The organism is Paenibacillus sp. CB74 (assembly GCF_055687625.1).
In genome coordinates, this window is sequence record NZ_CM146009.1 from 3,898,097 (window position 1) to 3,912,892 (window position 14,796).

12 protein-coding genes are annotated in these 14,796 nt (G+C 46.6%); 4 read left to right on the forward strand and 8 right to left on the reverse strand.

The annotated features are described in order from the left end of the window. Nucleotides 1-861: 861 nt before the first annotated feature. The 7 genes from ACX9NY_RS17435 to ACX9NY_RS17465 form a co-directional block, all read right to left on the reverse strand. Entirely contained in the window at nucleotides 862-1,707 is an 846-nt protein-coding gene (locus ACX9NY_RS17435) for an EcsC family protein (protein ID WP_472474039.1), read from the reverse strand. 197 nt (nucleotides 1,708-1,904) lie between these two features. Beyond that, entirely contained in the window at nucleotides 1,905-2,885 is a 981-nt protein-coding gene (locus ACX9NY_RS17440; RefSeq protein ID WP_339259325.1) for a glycoside hydrolase family 43 protein, read from the reverse strand. A 1,347-nt stretch (nucleotides 2,886-4,232) separates the two neighbouring features. Further along, entirely contained in the window at nucleotides 4,233-5,654 is a 1,422-nt protein-coding gene (locus ACX9NY_RS17445; RefSeq protein WP_472479329.1) for a family 43 glycosylhydrolase, read from the reverse strand. A 56-nt stretch (nucleotides 5,655-5,710) separates the two neighbouring features. Next, entirely contained in the window at nucleotides 5,711-6,553 is an 843-nt protein-coding gene (locus tag ACX9NY_RS17450; RefSeq protein ID WP_339259323.1) for a carbohydrate ABC transporter permease, read from the reverse strand. Between the two features lie 26 nt (nucleotides 6,554-6,579). Next, nucleotides 6,580-7,470, reverse strand: coding sequence for a carbohydrate ABC transporter permease (locus tag ACX9NY_RS17455; RefSeq protein ID WP_036611613.1), 891 nt, complete (start codon nucleotides 7,468-7,470; stop codon nucleotides 6,580-6,582). Nucleotides 7,471-7,626: 156 nt separating this feature from the next. Further along, a complete protein-coding gene (locus tag ACX9NY_RS17460; protein WP_472474042.1) occupies nucleotides 7,627-8,970 on the reverse strand; it encodes an ABC transporter substrate-binding protein in 1,344 nt (447 codons plus the stop codon). A gap of 132 nt (nucleotides 8,971-9,102) precedes the next feature. Continuing rightward, nucleotides 9,103-10,071 (reverse strand): glycoside hydrolase family 43 protein, encoded by a 969-nt coding sequence (locus ACX9NY_RS17465; protein WP_445252810.1) that lies wholly within the window; start codon nucleotides 10,069-10,071, stop codon nucleotides 9,103-9,105. A 337-nt stretch (nucleotides 10,072-10,408) separates the two neighbouring features. Between ACX9NY_RS17465 and ACX9NY_RS17470 the strand changes: the two genes are divergently transcribed. From ACX9NY_RS17470 to ACX9NY_RS17485, 4 genes are all read left to right on the forward strand, one after another. Further along, nucleotides 10,409-11,326, forward strand: coding sequence for an ArsR/SmtB family transcription factor (locus tag ACX9NY_RS17470; protein WP_339240179.1), 918 nt, complete (start codon nucleotides 10,409-10,411; stop codon nucleotides 11,324-11,326). A 269-nt stretch (nucleotides 11,327-11,595) separates the two neighbouring features. Further along, nucleotides 11,596-12,513 carry a helix-turn-helix transcriptional regulator gene (locus ACX9NY_RS17475; RefSeq protein ID WP_472474044.1) on the forward strand — a complete coding sequence of 306 codons (918 nt, stop codon included), beginning with the start codon at nucleotides 11,596-11,598 and terminating at the stop codon, nucleotides 12,511-12,513. Between the two features lie 82 nt (nucleotides 12,514-12,595). Continuing rightward, nucleotides 12,596-13,105 carry a DinB family protein gene (locus ACX9NY_RS17480; RefSeq protein ID WP_105600771.1) on the forward strand — a complete coding sequence of 170 codons (510 nt, stop codon included), beginning with the start codon at nucleotides 12,596-12,598 and terminating at the stop codon, nucleotides 13,103-13,105. Nucleotides 13,106-13,116: 11 nt separating this feature from the next. Next, nucleotides 13,117-13,686: a YdeI/OmpD-associated family protein gene (locus tag ACX9NY_RS17485; protein WP_472474046.1), complete on the forward strand. Its 570-nt coding sequence runs from the start codon at nucleotides 13,117-13,119 to the stop codon at nucleotides 13,684-13,686. A 135-nt stretch (nucleotides 13,687-13,821) separates the two neighbouring features. On the opposite strand, the gene ACX9NY_RS17490 is transcribed toward ACX9NY_RS17485, so the two are convergent. Beyond that, a complete protein-coding gene (locus tag ACX9NY_RS17490; protein ID WP_339259313.1) occupies nucleotides 13,822-14,685 on the reverse strand; it encodes a helix-turn-helix domain-containing protein in 864 nt (287 codons plus the stop codon). Between the last annotated feature and the right edge of the window lie 111 nt (nucleotides 14,686-14,796).

Sequence of the window (14,796 nt, forward strand, 5' to 3'; positions counted from 1 at the left end):
GCCATACATCAACAGGTGTCCACTATTTATTCTATATTGGATCCAATCCTTGCGTGGCAGCATCGCCCTTATAAGACGTTAGCTGTGCTAAACAACCTGATAGCCCTTATTTGAACGAATATCACATATTTCGTAATCTAATGAATCTGAGCAACGCTATTCCCGAGAAAACGACTGAAAACCTTGGGATGTGCGTGTGAAATGAGTAAATAACGTGTCTGAGATTCTTTAGAAATCAGGATGAGTTAATCATCGCCAAATAACGTCTGCTGAGTTCGTTAGATTTCACTTTAGTCACTACATTTGAAGTCTAAATTAACGATTTAAACCATAACAACAAAAGGGGTTCCGCCAACTCTGTATTTACAGATCGGCAGGAACCCTTTTTGTTATATTTAGATTTTCTCGTAATGATCCTCAACCATATCACTCATGTCTCACATCACAACGCTGCTAACCTGGGCTGTATGCAGTTCCTTCACATCTTCAAACTCAAGAAATACCATCACCGTATTTTTTATCGGATGATATGCTGCGTCATTTTCCATTTATGTGCCCTAGCACGCCTTAGGAAAACTTCCTTCATGGAACGAAAATTTGGAAAATCAGCTTCTTTGGAGTTGTCAGACACGCTATATAGCTTCATATAAAGAATATTTACACGGACACTCCGATGACAGAACAACCTTCCGATCGCTGTTATTCCCAGATTTTTTGATCTCTCTTTTAAAAGGGGAAATCCGGGAATAAAGGCGCACGCTTTGCTTCTTCAGATTCTTTCTGTCCTCTCCGTTATTGTATAAATGTTAAATCGAACCTATATAGTATTCTTCTGCAATATTATGTTTTCTCTAATCCTTATTACTTCAAACGCTGAAGGATCAGACGTTTTTTGTACAGCATTTTGCCTGCTTCGGCTACATCCCGGATCGTATTTTTGTTGCTTACTGATCCAAACACCATGCCGGCAATTGGAATGAGCTGGAACAGCTTTTTCCAACCAAAGGATTCACTATAGGAGTTAAATACTTCTCGCCAGCCCTGCATCTGCGATACCACTTCAATGGGCTTGTCCGGGTCGTCGTATGCGGCGAGTTCTTCAATGATCGCTTTCTTGCCTACGATATCAGCAGAAGAGAATTGCAGACATTTGACGATAAAGATACGCTCCAGTGGTTCATCTGGATCATAACCGTAACATAGCGCCATCTCCTGCAGCACCTTCAGAGAAAGCCCCATCACCATCGGAATATCTGCTGCAATAGTTACAATGCCACCGAAGCCTGTAGCTGCTCCCTGCGCCGCAGCAAATTTGGTTCGACTCTCGGTAATGTTATCAGCCACCTGGTCCAACACTTGAAGCGGCAACTTTTCCACACTATGAATCTTCGTTGTGCCCTCGGTTTCAGCTTCCTGCTCCAAACGATAGGTCGTATCTATCATGCAATAACCGGACTTCTCGGCTTCCTCTTGCAGCAGCTTAGCTACTTTTTTCTTCTGTACGAGGAACTTTCCCCCATGCTGGACATACTGCCCAACGTCGTTCAGGGAATCTCCAATTTTCTGTTTTAACGCTTTAGGCATCACTTTATCCAACATCGCAAAGGGCAAACGCCCAATTTTATCCCATATAAACAAGTCCTTCTGTTGTTTTTCCCATTTCAAAATCTGTTCCAGTTCCTGGTCCAAGGTTTCGCGTGAATCCATATATAATCCTCCTAATAGGTTGTGCATCGTAATCTGTATCTTTCTCATACGCAGAAATCATCGTTGTGGTTGCTTTGTTTTATATCCAACACATTGACACCCATACCGCTCTTTCCTATCGTTTCCATACAAAAGAGCCCTTAAATCAGCATCACTCGCTAACCAAGGGCTCTCGTATTGAAAAGACATACTACATCTTATTTCGTTTCTGCTACTGCTTTTCCATCCGGTACCGGAACACCAAAATCAGGTGTGCCATCTTCACGCCAGCGAATCACTTGAGCACGGGCGTGACGGTTTGGATCATACAATGGATCGCCCTCGATATCTTTGTAATTACGCGCATGATAGATCAAGATATCCGTCTTGCCATCTGGTGATACAGTAAAGCTGTTATGACCTGGACCGTACTGTCCGTTCGCTTCACAGGTCTGGAACACCGGCTTGGGTGACTTCACCCAACTCGCCGGATCAAGCAGGTTGGCATCTTCATCCGCGGTGAGCAAACCCATACAATAATTGTAGTCGGTCGCGCTCGCCGAGTATCCAATAAATAACCGTCCATTGCGATGCATTACCGCAGGGCCTTCATTCACTTTAAAGCCGATGATTTCCCAATCATACTCCGGCGTAGAGATCATGACCTGTTCGCCGCGTAGCGTCCATGGGTTTTCCATTTCGGCAATGTACAGGTTCGAGTTACCCACGATATCGGGATCTTTCTGTGCCCAGACCAGATAGCGGATTCCCTTATGTTCAAAGGTCGTTGCATCCAGCGCAAATGATTCCCAGCGTGTATAGATCTGTCCCTTTTCTACCCACTCCCCTTCGAGTGGATTCGTAGAATCGTTCTCCAGCACATACATCCTGTGATCAAACAGACCTTCGTTGGTCTCACTGGTATGAGCCGCAGCGTAATGTATGTACCATTTGCCATCGATAAAATGAATCTCCGGTGCCCAGATGTTGGCACTCATCGGCCCCGTGTCACGCTTGGTCCAAGCCGTTACCGGCTCAGCATCTCTTAACTCTTCCAACGTCTCTGCTCGCCGGATCTCAATCCGGTCAAAGGCTGGTACGGAAGCGGAAAAATAATAGTAGCCGTCTGTATGACGGTACACCCACGGATCAGCACGCTGCTCCAGAATGGGATTAGTAAAGGTAATGGAATCTGTCATGGGAATGCTCCCCTTTCAAATGTGTGTGTGATGGCTCGGAGTTGAGGATGTAACGCATACGTGAAAAGAACAGGCAAGACATGGTGCACAGCGGACGTTCAGGGGTGGGAGGGCCTTGGTGCTCTCTTGTCCTCCGATTTCTTTTTCCACCGCTCCTGGCGGTTGAAATCGGATGCCAAACTCGCTCCTGCGGCTCCTTCCTCCCCCTCACTGCTTGTGCACCTTTGGTTCAGCAGCTCGCTCTTACCGCGCTCGCTGGGTTACGACCTCACTTCGAGCCTTATATTGGCTCGGTCTAATGGGGTTGACCGCTTCGCAGGGTCAACTCCCCCATATTTAAGTACTTGATTGGCCTCAGACATTGGCCAGTATAAATGCATCTTGAATGTTTATTAGCAGCAATGTCTTGTGCGTTAGCGCGCCTTAACAGGAAATATTTGGAATACACTGCGGACGTTCGGGGGTGGGAGGGCCTTGGTGCTCTCTTGTCCTCCGATTTCTTTTTCCACCGCTCCTAGCGGTTGAAATCGGATGCCAAACTCGCTCCTGCGGCTCCTTCCTCCCCCTCACTGCTTGTGCACCTTTGGTTCAGCAGCTCGCTCTTACCGCGCTCGCTGGGTTACGACCTCACTTCGAGCCTTATATTGGCTCGGTCTAATGGGGTTGACCGCTTCGCAGGGTCAACTCCCCCATATTTAAGTACTTGATTGGCCTCAGACATTGGCCAGTATAAATGCATCTTGAATGTTTATTAGCAGCAATGTCTTGTGCGTTAGCGCGCCTTAACAGGAAATATTTGGAATACACTGCGGACGTTCGGGGGTGGGAGGGCCTTGGTGCTCTCTTGTCCTCCGATTTCTTTTTCCACCGCTCCTAGCGGTTGAAATCGGATGCCAAACTCGCTCCTGCGGCTCCTTCCTCCCCCTCACTGCTTGTGCACCTTTGGTTCAGTAGCTCGCTCTTACCGCGCTCGCTGGGTTACAACCTCACTTCGAGCCTTATATTGGCTCGGTCTAACGGGGTTGACCGCTTCGCTGGGTCAACGCTCCCGTCTTAATGCAGGGCTGGCCGCAAAGCTAGTACAGATGATTCTTGATTGTCCAAAAGCACCAATATCTTGTGCGTTAACGCGCCTTAACAGGAAAGCTTTGGCATACACTGCGGACGTTCAGGGGTGGGAGGGACTTGGTGCTCTCTTGTCCTCCGATTTCTTTTCCCACCGCTCCTAGCGGTTGAAATCGGATGCCAAACTCGCTCCTGCGGCTCCTTCCTCCCCCTCACTGCTTGTGCATCCTCGGCGTAGAGCTCGCTCTTTTCGCGCTCGCGGGTTACACGCTGCTTCCTGCCTTACTCCTCCGCTGCGCTAATCTGCTTGCCCCAGACCGCTACACCGCGGTCATTAAGTCCTGTTACCACCAGCGCAGGCTGGCTTCGCTCCCAGTCCCAGGACGGGAGCAGCTTCAGCTCTTCTATGGAAGCTCCGCCCCATGGACTTTCTTTCCACGTCAGTGTCAATGTTTGTTGGCCATCAAATGTCCAGGTTCCAGAACCATTTTCGCTTTTAATTTTACCGTTGCTTGTTAGGGTATAAGGCACTGCCTGAATCTGCCCGTCCACGGACGGATCAAGCGCCATGCCTTCCCACTCCCCGGCAATCATGGATTTCGGAATATCCTGGGCAGTCTCACCGGCGTACCGCTCAGGTGACACCACAGGCCAGCCGTCCTTCGTCCATACCATTTTGCGTACGTGCAGATAGGGCCAGTTTTTATCCGTCTCGCCCCGAGCATGATGCACGATATAATAATCGTCTCCGTCCTTGAGAACAGAGTTATGTCCGGGCGCTACCCAGCCCTCACCTTCTGTGAAGCGATAACCCCCCAGAATTTTGGTGCCGATCTCATATTGAGGCAGATGTTCTGTATCCAACATGTTCATGCCATTCATGTCCGTGTACGGTCCTGTGATTGAATCGGCACGCGCAACCCGTACGTTATAATCTTCGAATAAGGAATCATAAGAGACGAACAGATAATACTTTTTGAACTCCGGGTTATACACGATGTAAGGACCTTCGACTGCACCCTCTTCGGTTGCACGATCCCGTGCAGCAATGCGGGTACCATAACCCTCGTCCTTGAATTTTCCGGTATCCGGATCGAGTGGGGCAATATAGATGCCATCAAAAAACGAACCATATACCATCCACGAATTGCCCTCGGCATCCACAATGGGATTGGCATCAATGGCATTCAGTTTATCCTGTTCATTCGCAAGGGTTTTCACAACCAGCCCTTCATCTGTCCATGGGCCTTCCGGGGACTTAGCTGTCTGCAAACCAATGGTCGACTGGGTACTACCGAAACTGGATGCCGAATAGTACATCCGATAGGTGTCATCAACCTGAATCACATCCGGCGCCCACAGGTTCACTGCACCTGTCCAATCCAGCGCTTCTTGGGGAATGCCTGGCAGAGCCTGGCCTACCCATGTCCAGTGGATCAGATCATCCGATTTGCGTACCATGACGCCGGGTTTCGGTTCTCCCGCTACACGAACGTCTGTGGAATAGACGTAGTAACCCTGGTCTGTTTTGATAATGGCCGGATCATGTGCATTGTTTACTGTCCAACGGGACTCGTCATCCAATATGGAGGTATCATACAGTTGGGTATCTTGAGGAGCTTCAGGAAAGACCGGACGGGACACCGTTTCTCCAGCCCCTTCTCCAGCACATCCCGTAGCCCCAGTAATCAACAACAGCAACATGGAAGCAACAACCCCTCTCTTCGAAAATGTCCACCCTCGGAAGTTCTTCCGCTGATTCATCCCTTCACTCCCGAGATGGCAACCGATTCAATAATCTGTTTTTGGAAGATCAGGAAGATGATCAACACTGGTAACAGAGCTACGATGGACGCCGCCATAATAAGTGGGTAATCGGTTTGAATCGCATACGTGGCATTGAAATTCGCTATAACGAGCTGTAACGTCTGCTTCTCCGGTGAATTCAGATAGATAATTGGTGCCAGATAATCGTTCCAGATGCCCATGAACCAGAGAATCAACTGTGCAGCAATCGCCGGTTTGATCAGTGGAAACGTAATGCTGGAGTACAGCCGGAAATAGGAGCTTCCATCGATTTTGGCCGCCTCAATAATCGCATCAGGCACACTAAGCAGATATTGGCGCAGGAAGAAAATCATGATGACGTTACCGAACAGGCCAGGAACGATCAGTGGAAGCAGCGTATCCACCCAGCCCAGCTTCGCAAACATGATGAATTGCGGGATCATGACGGTCGGATAAGGAATCATCATGGATGCCAGCAATGCGAGGAACAGTTTATTTTTGTGCGGGAATCTTAATTTGGCAAAAGCAAATGCAGCGATACTGGACGTAAACGTACCCACCACCGTTACACTCACCGCAACGATGAGGCTGTTTTTGATCCCGCTGAGCAGCGGCCCTGCTTCCCAGATTTCTTTATACTTTTCAAACTGGAATACTTCAGGTATCCATACAGGCGGAAGCGCGAACACATCCTGCTTCTCCTTCAATGACGTGGACAACATCCAGATCAGTGGTGCAATCATCGCAATTGCACCAATCGCGAGTACGATAAAAATGATCGAATTCGTTAACTTCCTCTTTTGACTGTAAGACATCTCCGGTTCACTCCTTTCCTTGACAATCAATCCCCATCATAGGCTGATTTTTCGTTCATTTTGAATTGCACAAGGGTAATGACAAAAATGAAAATACCCAGAATCATGGCCATCGCTGAGGCATAACCCATCTGCAAGTTACTGAAGGCCTTCTGCCAGATGTAGAAAACGATTGATGCCGAAGAATATTCAGGACCACCCGTAGGTGTCATAATGTTCATCTCGGTGAAGATCTGGGAACCGCCAATGATATTCGTAACGATCAGGAAAAAGGTAACCGGCTTCACCATCGGCCAGGTGATATTGCGGAAGATTTGGAATCCATTCGCTCCATCCAGCTCTGCCGCCTCGTAATATGTACGTGATACACTTTGCAGTGCTGCCAGGTACAATAACATCGTGTATCCCAAGCCTTTCCACACCGTCATAATAATCAGAGCGGGTTTGACGGTATCTTTGTTCGCGAGCCAGTTAGGGCCTTTAATCCCAAACAGGTCAAGGAACTGGTTCACCAGACCGTAATCTCCGTTGTACGCCCAGTTCCACATGATGGACACGGCAGCGAGTGAGGAAATAACCGGAATGTAGTAGATCACTCGGAATGTCGTTGTGCCCGGGATTTTACGATTCAGCCCCATTGCCAGCAATAGCGCCAACAACAGACCAATCGGGATACCAAGCATCAGGAAAAATGTGTTAAACATCGCTTTGTAAAAGAGGTCATCCGTGAGCAGATCCTTGAAGTTGGCCAGACCAATAAAATTCATCTGTCCCAGTCCGTCCCAATCCGTAAAGGAACCATAGAGGGAGTAGAGGAACGGGAACATGACAAAGATCAGCAATCCAAGAATCGGAGGTAAAATAAACAGATATCCGTACAGCATCTCTTTGCGATACAAACTCGATTTCGTAATCACGGCGTTCACCCCTGTTTCTAGTATCAGCATGTGGCATTCTTCGATTGAACCTTGCCGATCAACGAATGCCACATGCCCGTATGGAACTCCACAAATTCCAACACGAATGATGCCAGCAGCATGATTGCACTCTGCCGGCATCGCTCTACCTATCTACTATTTCTGTGATTTCTTCTCTTGTTCAACTGCTTTATCGAGCAGCTTCTGCATTTTCGGCTGTTGCTGCTTCACATAGTCTGCGGCTGTAATCTTGCCATCCAATACCGGCTGAATGTCGGTGAAGAACAGATCATACCATTCCGCATTGTACGTGTAGTTACCTGGCAGAGCCCGGCCATAATCCTCTACGATATCAATGAATTCCTGTTTATTGGCTGGTTTCGTGGATGTATCTTTGGCCCACTCGTCTGCCATATCAAGCAAGTTTGGAATCTGTACCTTGGCATCCACCAGTTGCTGCATGCCTTCCTTCGAAGCCGTAAGGTAGTTCACCAGTGCAGCAGCTTCTTCCGGATGTTTCGTTTTCGCGGATACCCCGATTCCGAGAGATCCAATCCACGTTGCCGATTTGCCAGTAGATCCCGCAGGGAATGGCAGCAAATCATAATCGAAAGGCAGTTTCTCAAATGTACTCATATCCCATGGTCCAACAGGGAAGAAAGCCATCTCACCTTTCATCCAGCGTTGGTACGTATCCAATGTTTGCGCTTCCTCAATGGAAGGTGTGATTTTGTATTTGTTTTGCATATCCGCGAAGAATTGCAGTGCTTCCGCGAATTTCGGATCATCAATCGTTACTTTTGTTTTAGTCTCATCCAACCAATCGCCGCCATTGCTCCATACAAAGGATTGCAGTGCCCACTGTACGTTGAAGCCAGTACCGTACACATCGGGTTTACCGTCCCCATTAGTATCCTTGGTCGCTTGCTGGTTTACTTTAATGAACTCTTCCCATGTATATGGTTTATCCTTGTCAGGGAAGGGAATGCCTTCTTTTTCAAACAAAGTTTTGTTGTATCCCAGTGCAAATGGCCCCAGATCCTTCGGCATACCGTAGATGTCGCCTTGTCCTGACATTTGGCCATCATAACGGTACAAGTCCACACCGTATTTCCAGATATTATCGAGATCAACATCCGGGTTATTTTCAACATACGGTGTAAGATTCATCAGTACATTACTGTTCACATACGCTTTCACATCGCCCGGATTGATGTAGAATACATCAGGCAAGCTGTTGCCTGTAATTGCCGCTCTCAACTTGGTTGCATATTGATCCGCAGCCGTTACAATAATTTTGACTTTCACACCCGGATGATCTTCTTCGAATTTCTTGACCACCGCCTGGTATGCTTTCTGCTCGTCCGTACCGCCGCGGAACATAAACGTTAACTCCTTGTCCCCATTTGAACCGCTACTTCCTCCTCCGCAGCCCGCAAGTACCAGTGCACTTACCAGCATTAGAAGCATAAATGTGACCCAATTCTTTTTCTTTACCATCTGAACCCCTCCTGATCTGGACTTGTAACCGTATTCAATTGGATGAAATAAGATTTCTGTTGTTAAATTTATCAAATCCAGATCACTTTAGTCAACACTTTTATAAAACATTTTATATTTATATAAAATAAATCAATACATAGGCCAGCCACTGGCATCCCAAAGCAAGTCATTAATCAGCAATTTCGGATTGCCATTATCCTCTGCATCATAGGCATGTCTTGCGATGACATTACCGTTGTACACGTCCTGACCACCTGGACCTTTCCATTTCACATTGCCTGTATCCAATATCGTACCGCCACCATTCAACATATTGACTCCGTTTTTGTCCACATAAGGGCCTGTTATGCTGGTCGAACGTCCATAAACCATTTTGTAGGTACTGTTCACTCCTTGGCAGCAAGAATCGATGGAGGCAAACAGGTAATAATAGCCGCCACGGTATACAACACTTGGTCCTTCAATAGCACCTCCGTTATTCGGGCGCGCAGCAATGGAAGTTATGCTGCCTGTCGGTTTCATCGTATTTTTGTCCAGCTTGACAATCTTCAGACCGCTCCAGAAAGAACCGAAGGCCAGCCATGGATTGCCTGAAGCATCAATGACCAGATTCGGATCAATCGCGTTATAATTATTGGCGGTCGTTGTCTGAAGCACCATCCCTTCGTCCTTCCATTGCCCTGCACCGATACTGTTCGCGGACGCGAGACCAATCGCAGACCGATTAGAACCAAAGGTGGAGATTGAATAATAGAGCCACACTTTTCCGTTATACTGCTCTACGTCCGGTGCCCATACATCCAATCCACTCTGCCCCGGAACCGCAGAAGCCCACCAGGATGGCTTACTCAGGAAGATTTGCGGAACCCGATACCAGGACGATCCATTATCCGATTTCAATACCTGAATGCCCGGCCCCGTTGAGAAGGTGTACCAGGAACTGCCCTCTTTGATAATCGATGGATCATGAACAGCGATATCTCCGGTCAGATTCCAAAATGCTGCAAAAGCCCGTGATTGACCTGCAAGCAGCAACACTAAGACAAGCAATGCGGGTAATGCCCAACGTTTCCTTTTGAACTTTTGCACCGTCTTCAACTTATCCAAACCTAACTCCACCTTTCAAATGGTTAATTTGGTTCATGATGTATTGAATCAATTTAGGTATAATAGGATTATAAAAGCGGTTACATTACATTTCAATGGTATATTTCAAATATACATGAACTGATTAACACTTATTTTAACCGTAATAGTGAACAAAAAGTGGATTACATTTTCATATTTGCGCTATACAGAAGGGTTTTGGCTTCTATTTCTCTGCCCTTCCCTTCCATGAGGGAATGATTTATAATTATCTGAAATAAAACATATAAATGTGCAAATGTCTGCATTGAAAAGAGACTTTGTTCAGAACGGGGAAAGGAATCCACCTATGATTTATATTAAAGATCTGATGTCGGGTGTGAATATCTTCAAAGCGCTCAGTTCAGAAATCCGGATTCAGATCATCGAGCTACTGGCCAAGAACCAAAGTCTTAATCTCAATGATCTCGCAACCAAACTGGGGCTGAGCAATGGCGCTATCACAATGCATATTAAAAAGCTTGAGGAGAGCGGATTGATCGAGATCAATACCGCCGTTGGCAAACATGGCATTCAGAAGATATGTTATCTCAATGAGGAAAAATTGATGGTTGATCTGCGTTCACAGGAAATAAATAATCGATACGAGGTTGAAATTCAGGTAGGCCACTACAGCGATTATCAAGCTGCACCTACATGCGGCCTTGCTACCCGGGACAGCATTGTTGGGGAGTTCGATGATCCGCGTTACTTTGCTGATCCACTGCGAATTGATGCGGAGATGATCTGGCTGGCTGAAGGTTACTTGGAGTATCGTATCCCCAACTACCTCAAGCCCAATCAGTTGTTTAGCGAAATTCAGCTATCCATGGAGCTGGGGTCGGAGGCACCTGGTTTTTGCGACAATTACCCTTCGGATATCTATTTCTACATCAATGGTATTGAGATTGGCTGCTGGACGAGTCCAGGCGATTTCGGCAATACACGCGGTACCTTTAACCCGGAATGGTGGCCTCCCCACTTGAATCAGTACGGCATGCTGAAGCTGATCCGGATTACGCAAGAGGGCAGCTATATCGACGGATGCCGCATCTCGGACGTAACGCTGGACCAGATTGGGTTGGATTACAAGAGCGATATTCACTTCCGCATTGCGGTTACGGACGGACCTTTGAACAAACGAGGCTTAACGATCTTTGGTAAAAACTTTGGTAACTACGGACAGAATCTGCTCGCTCGGGTTCTCTATAACGTGCAGGAAGAGTAGAGCCCACTCTACTCTAAACGTTGGATTAATAGCTCAACCAAACTTCTAAAATAACTGTTCCATACAACAACAACAATCTGTCTTCGAAAAAGGGTGCTATCCAGCACTCTTTTTTTCATCTCGGCTAAGAACTTATTCAACCAAACTGGAATAAACCCACTGGATGATATGACTTTTACGAACCCTTTGTATTCATCCATTGTGTTCATCATGTCGTGATATAATATAGGCCTGTAATGACAAAATGGAATAACGGGCGGGGATATTTCTTGAAATTGGAGCGATTAATCTCAATCATATACAAACTGCTGAACCACGAAGTGTTGTCTGCTTCCACCTTGGCAGAAGAGTTTCAGGTGTCCCCGAGAACGATCTATCGGGATATTGATGTAATCTGTGCAGCCGGCTTCCCCGTCATTTCCCATCAGGGACTCAAGGGCGGCTACGGCATGATGGACGGATATAAAATGGATAAAAGCTTGCTTGGTTCATATGATGTCGATTCTCTGATTACGGTTCTTAGCAGTCTCTCCACGGTCTTTGAGGATGCACGTGTACAGGGCACAATTGAACGTCTGCAAACGATTGGACCGGAGCATCAGACCTCAAGTCTATCTGTGGATCTGGAGACTCGCCGAACGGAGCCTGATGCCCTTCCTCATCTGCGTACAGGGATTACGAAGCATCAGGTTGTGCGTTTTGACTACATCAATACGAAAAATGAACATACCCCTCGCCATCTGGAGCCGGTAAGACTCCAGTTCAAATACCGTAATTGGTATGTATATGGATTTTGCCAGACACGGCAGGATTATCGCGAGTTCCGACTGTCCCGGATGATGAATGTGGCCCTGACATCGGAACACTTTCAACCACATCTTGAACTTCCTCAGGCGGAGGTTGTGTCCGATCCATCCTGGCAAGATCAAGTAAGTGATGTGGTATTTCGAGTGAACCCGGAAGCGCTAGCAGAAGCCATGGATCATTTTCAACAGGCAGATAAGCAATTTCACGAGGATGGCAGTATGACGATGCGCATCTCGGTTCATCAACCGTTACAAGCCAAGTGGTTATGGTCGTTTCTGCTTAGTTTGGGAAGTGGCGCTGAGGTGCTTGAACCGATTGAATTACGAGGTATTCTGAAAGAACAGCTTCGAGACGCACTTAAACTCTATGAAGAAGTATGACACGCTGTTGTCATACTTCTTTTTTTATAATCATTTTAGTAAGTAACCACATTCTTCGCCAAATTAAAGGAGACGATCATTCATGAATCATCCGGAACAAATGTATAACTACAACGCATGGGCTAATCAAACCATCCTGAACAGAATTAAAGAACTCCCCTCTTCTGTACTAAGTCAGGAAGTGAACAGTTCATTTCCAACCATCGCCCATGCTCTCAGCCATATCTATGCAGTGGATAAGATGTGGTATCTGGTGTTAACGGGCACCGGTATGCCCGAGGCACTCCAGGCATGCATGCCTCTCAATGGTGAAATTCATGGTTCAATAGATGAGTACATGCAAATGTTTGCCGATCTGTCGGCACAATATAGCGAATGGCTCCAAGGCCAAACCAATCTGGAACAAACCGTGCTGCTCGATAATCCATTTGCCGGCGTCCGCGAAACCAGCTTATCGGAAATGGTATTTCATCTGGTCAATCACGGGACCTACCACCGAGGTAATGTGTCTACCATGCTCCGTCAATTGGGGCATGCTTCCGTCATGAATGATTATTCTCTCTTCTGGTATCAAGAACCGGCTCAAGTCTAGACAATGAGCTGATGGAAAATGTACATTGTATCCCCGTGACATCGAGGGAAGAATTGAGAAGTTGGTTGCAGGAGCATGGAAAAGTCCAGAAATCTTGCTGGGTCATTGTTAGCTTGAAACCAACTCCGGATACCCTGCTGTATTTGGATGTGGTTGAGGAGGCGTTGTGCTTTGGCTGGATCGATGGGGTCAAAAAGAAACTATCCGATACTCAATTAGCACAGAGATTGTCGCCTAGAAGCAAACGCAGCTCATGGACTGAATTGAACAAGGAACGTGTCCGCCGTCTTGAAAAGTTAGGCCTCATGCATGACGAGGGTAGACAGGTACTACCTGTTATGGACCCAAATGCTTTCATTATGGATAGTGTGATCGAACAAAGGTTGAAAGAGAACCCGCAGGTTTATGCGAATTTCGCGGCATTCCCTGCCCTGTATCGAAACGTTCGAATCGATACGATTCAAAGTGTTAAACAGCAGCCCGCCTTATTCCAGAGCAGATTGGATAAATTCATAACCAACACGAAGGAAAATAAAATGTACGGTCAATGGCATGACAATGGACGGCTATTGGACTATTAAGATGCCTTGAAAATACGAAAGCAGGACCTCCTCGTAGGATGGTCCTGCTTGTTTTTTTGCATTTATACGTTGGCGAATCTCGGCCCAGACTCTCTGTTCACCTCTCCCCGCTCACACATCATATTCATTCGGGTGTTAATGATTCTGCCTGTATGTTTTGGGAGACTTACCAAAGGTCTTCTTGAACTGGCGGGTGAAATAATTACTGTCGTTAAATCCACATTCATACGAAATTTCCGTAATGGACATATTCCCGTTTTTCAACAAATGGCATGCCTTCTCCAGACGCAACTTCTGCAGATAAGAGATCGGGGTCATCTGATAATAGGATCGGAAAATCCGATTCAGATGCCTTATGGAGATATTCGACTTCCCCGCAATATCCTCCAACGACAGCGGCTCAAGATAATGATCTTCAATAAATGAAATGGCATTGGCCAGATGCATGAGATTATTACCTTCGATCCCTTTCTCCTGCGTATCATATTGTCTCGACAAATAAACGACCATCTCCGTAAGACGTGAGATCAACATGGTCTGATACCCTTGCTGTTTACTCTGATACTCCTCAATCATGAACGATATCAGTGATTCCACATACTCCAGACTGGAAATGGATAACGAAAGTTTACTCGGAAATGAATGAATATTACGATAAAACGGTTCCAAAACAAATAGCGCCTGGAAGCCGTTTGATTTTCTCAGATCGGGCCCGGCCGAAGCAAGCATCTCGGGACTGAACATAATATTACAGATTCTAAAATCATAAGGGTCTTTATAAGCGTGATGGGTGTCGCCATTAATTACAAATACGTTCCCCTTTTTGATAAAAAACTCCTCGGTGTTCACCACATGGGTTGCATGACCACTCAGAACAATGACAAGTTCCGTAAAATCCACATGATTATGAAGCTCCATGTCTTGGTCGTGTCCACCATACTGAATGAAAAATGGAAACTGCTGATCCGAAGTAAACCATCTCAAATATGCATTACTCAAAAGCATTCCCCTCCGCAAGCCATGTTGGGTTGAATGTCTATATCATGCTATTCGAGGACCGAAAAATCAAGGTTGGAAATGATTGAAGACGATATAATTCCCCTTGTAGCA

Bases quoted from the DNA above. Each gene is read 5' to 3' on its own strand.
- ACX9NY_RS17435 (WP_472474039.1), bottom strand. From the start codon at position 1,707: ATGGATTCACGCGAAACCTTGGACCAGGAACTGGAACAGATTTTGAAA.
- ACX9NY_RS17440 (WP_339259325.1), bottom strand. From the start codon at position 2,885: ATGACAGATTCCATTACCTTTACTAATCCCATTCTGGAGCAGCGTGCT.
- ACX9NY_RS17445 (WP_472479329.1), bottom strand. From the start codon at position 5,654: ATGTTGCTGTTGTTGATTACTGGGGCTACGGGATGTGCTGGAGAAGGG.
- ACX9NY_RS17450 (WP_339259323.1), bottom strand. From the start codon at position 6,553: ATGTCTTACAGTCAAAAGAGGAAGTTAACGAATTCGATCATTTTTATC.
- ACX9NY_RS17460 (WP_472474042.1), bottom strand. From the start codon at position 8,970: ATGGTAAAGAAAAAGAATTGGGTCACATTTATGCTTCTAATGCTGGTA.
- ACX9NY_RS17470 (WP_339240179.1), top strand. From the start codon at position 10,409: ATGATTTATATTAAAGATCTGATGTCGGGTGTGAATATCTTCAAAGCG.
- ACX9NY_RS17480 (WP_105600771.1), top strand. From the start codon at position 12,596: ATGAATCATCCGGAACAAATGTATAACTACAACGCATGGGCTAATCAA.
- ACX9NY_RS17485 (WP_472474046.1), top strand. From the start codon at position 13,117: ATGGAAAATGTACATTGTATCCCCGTGACATCGAGGGAAGAATTGAGA.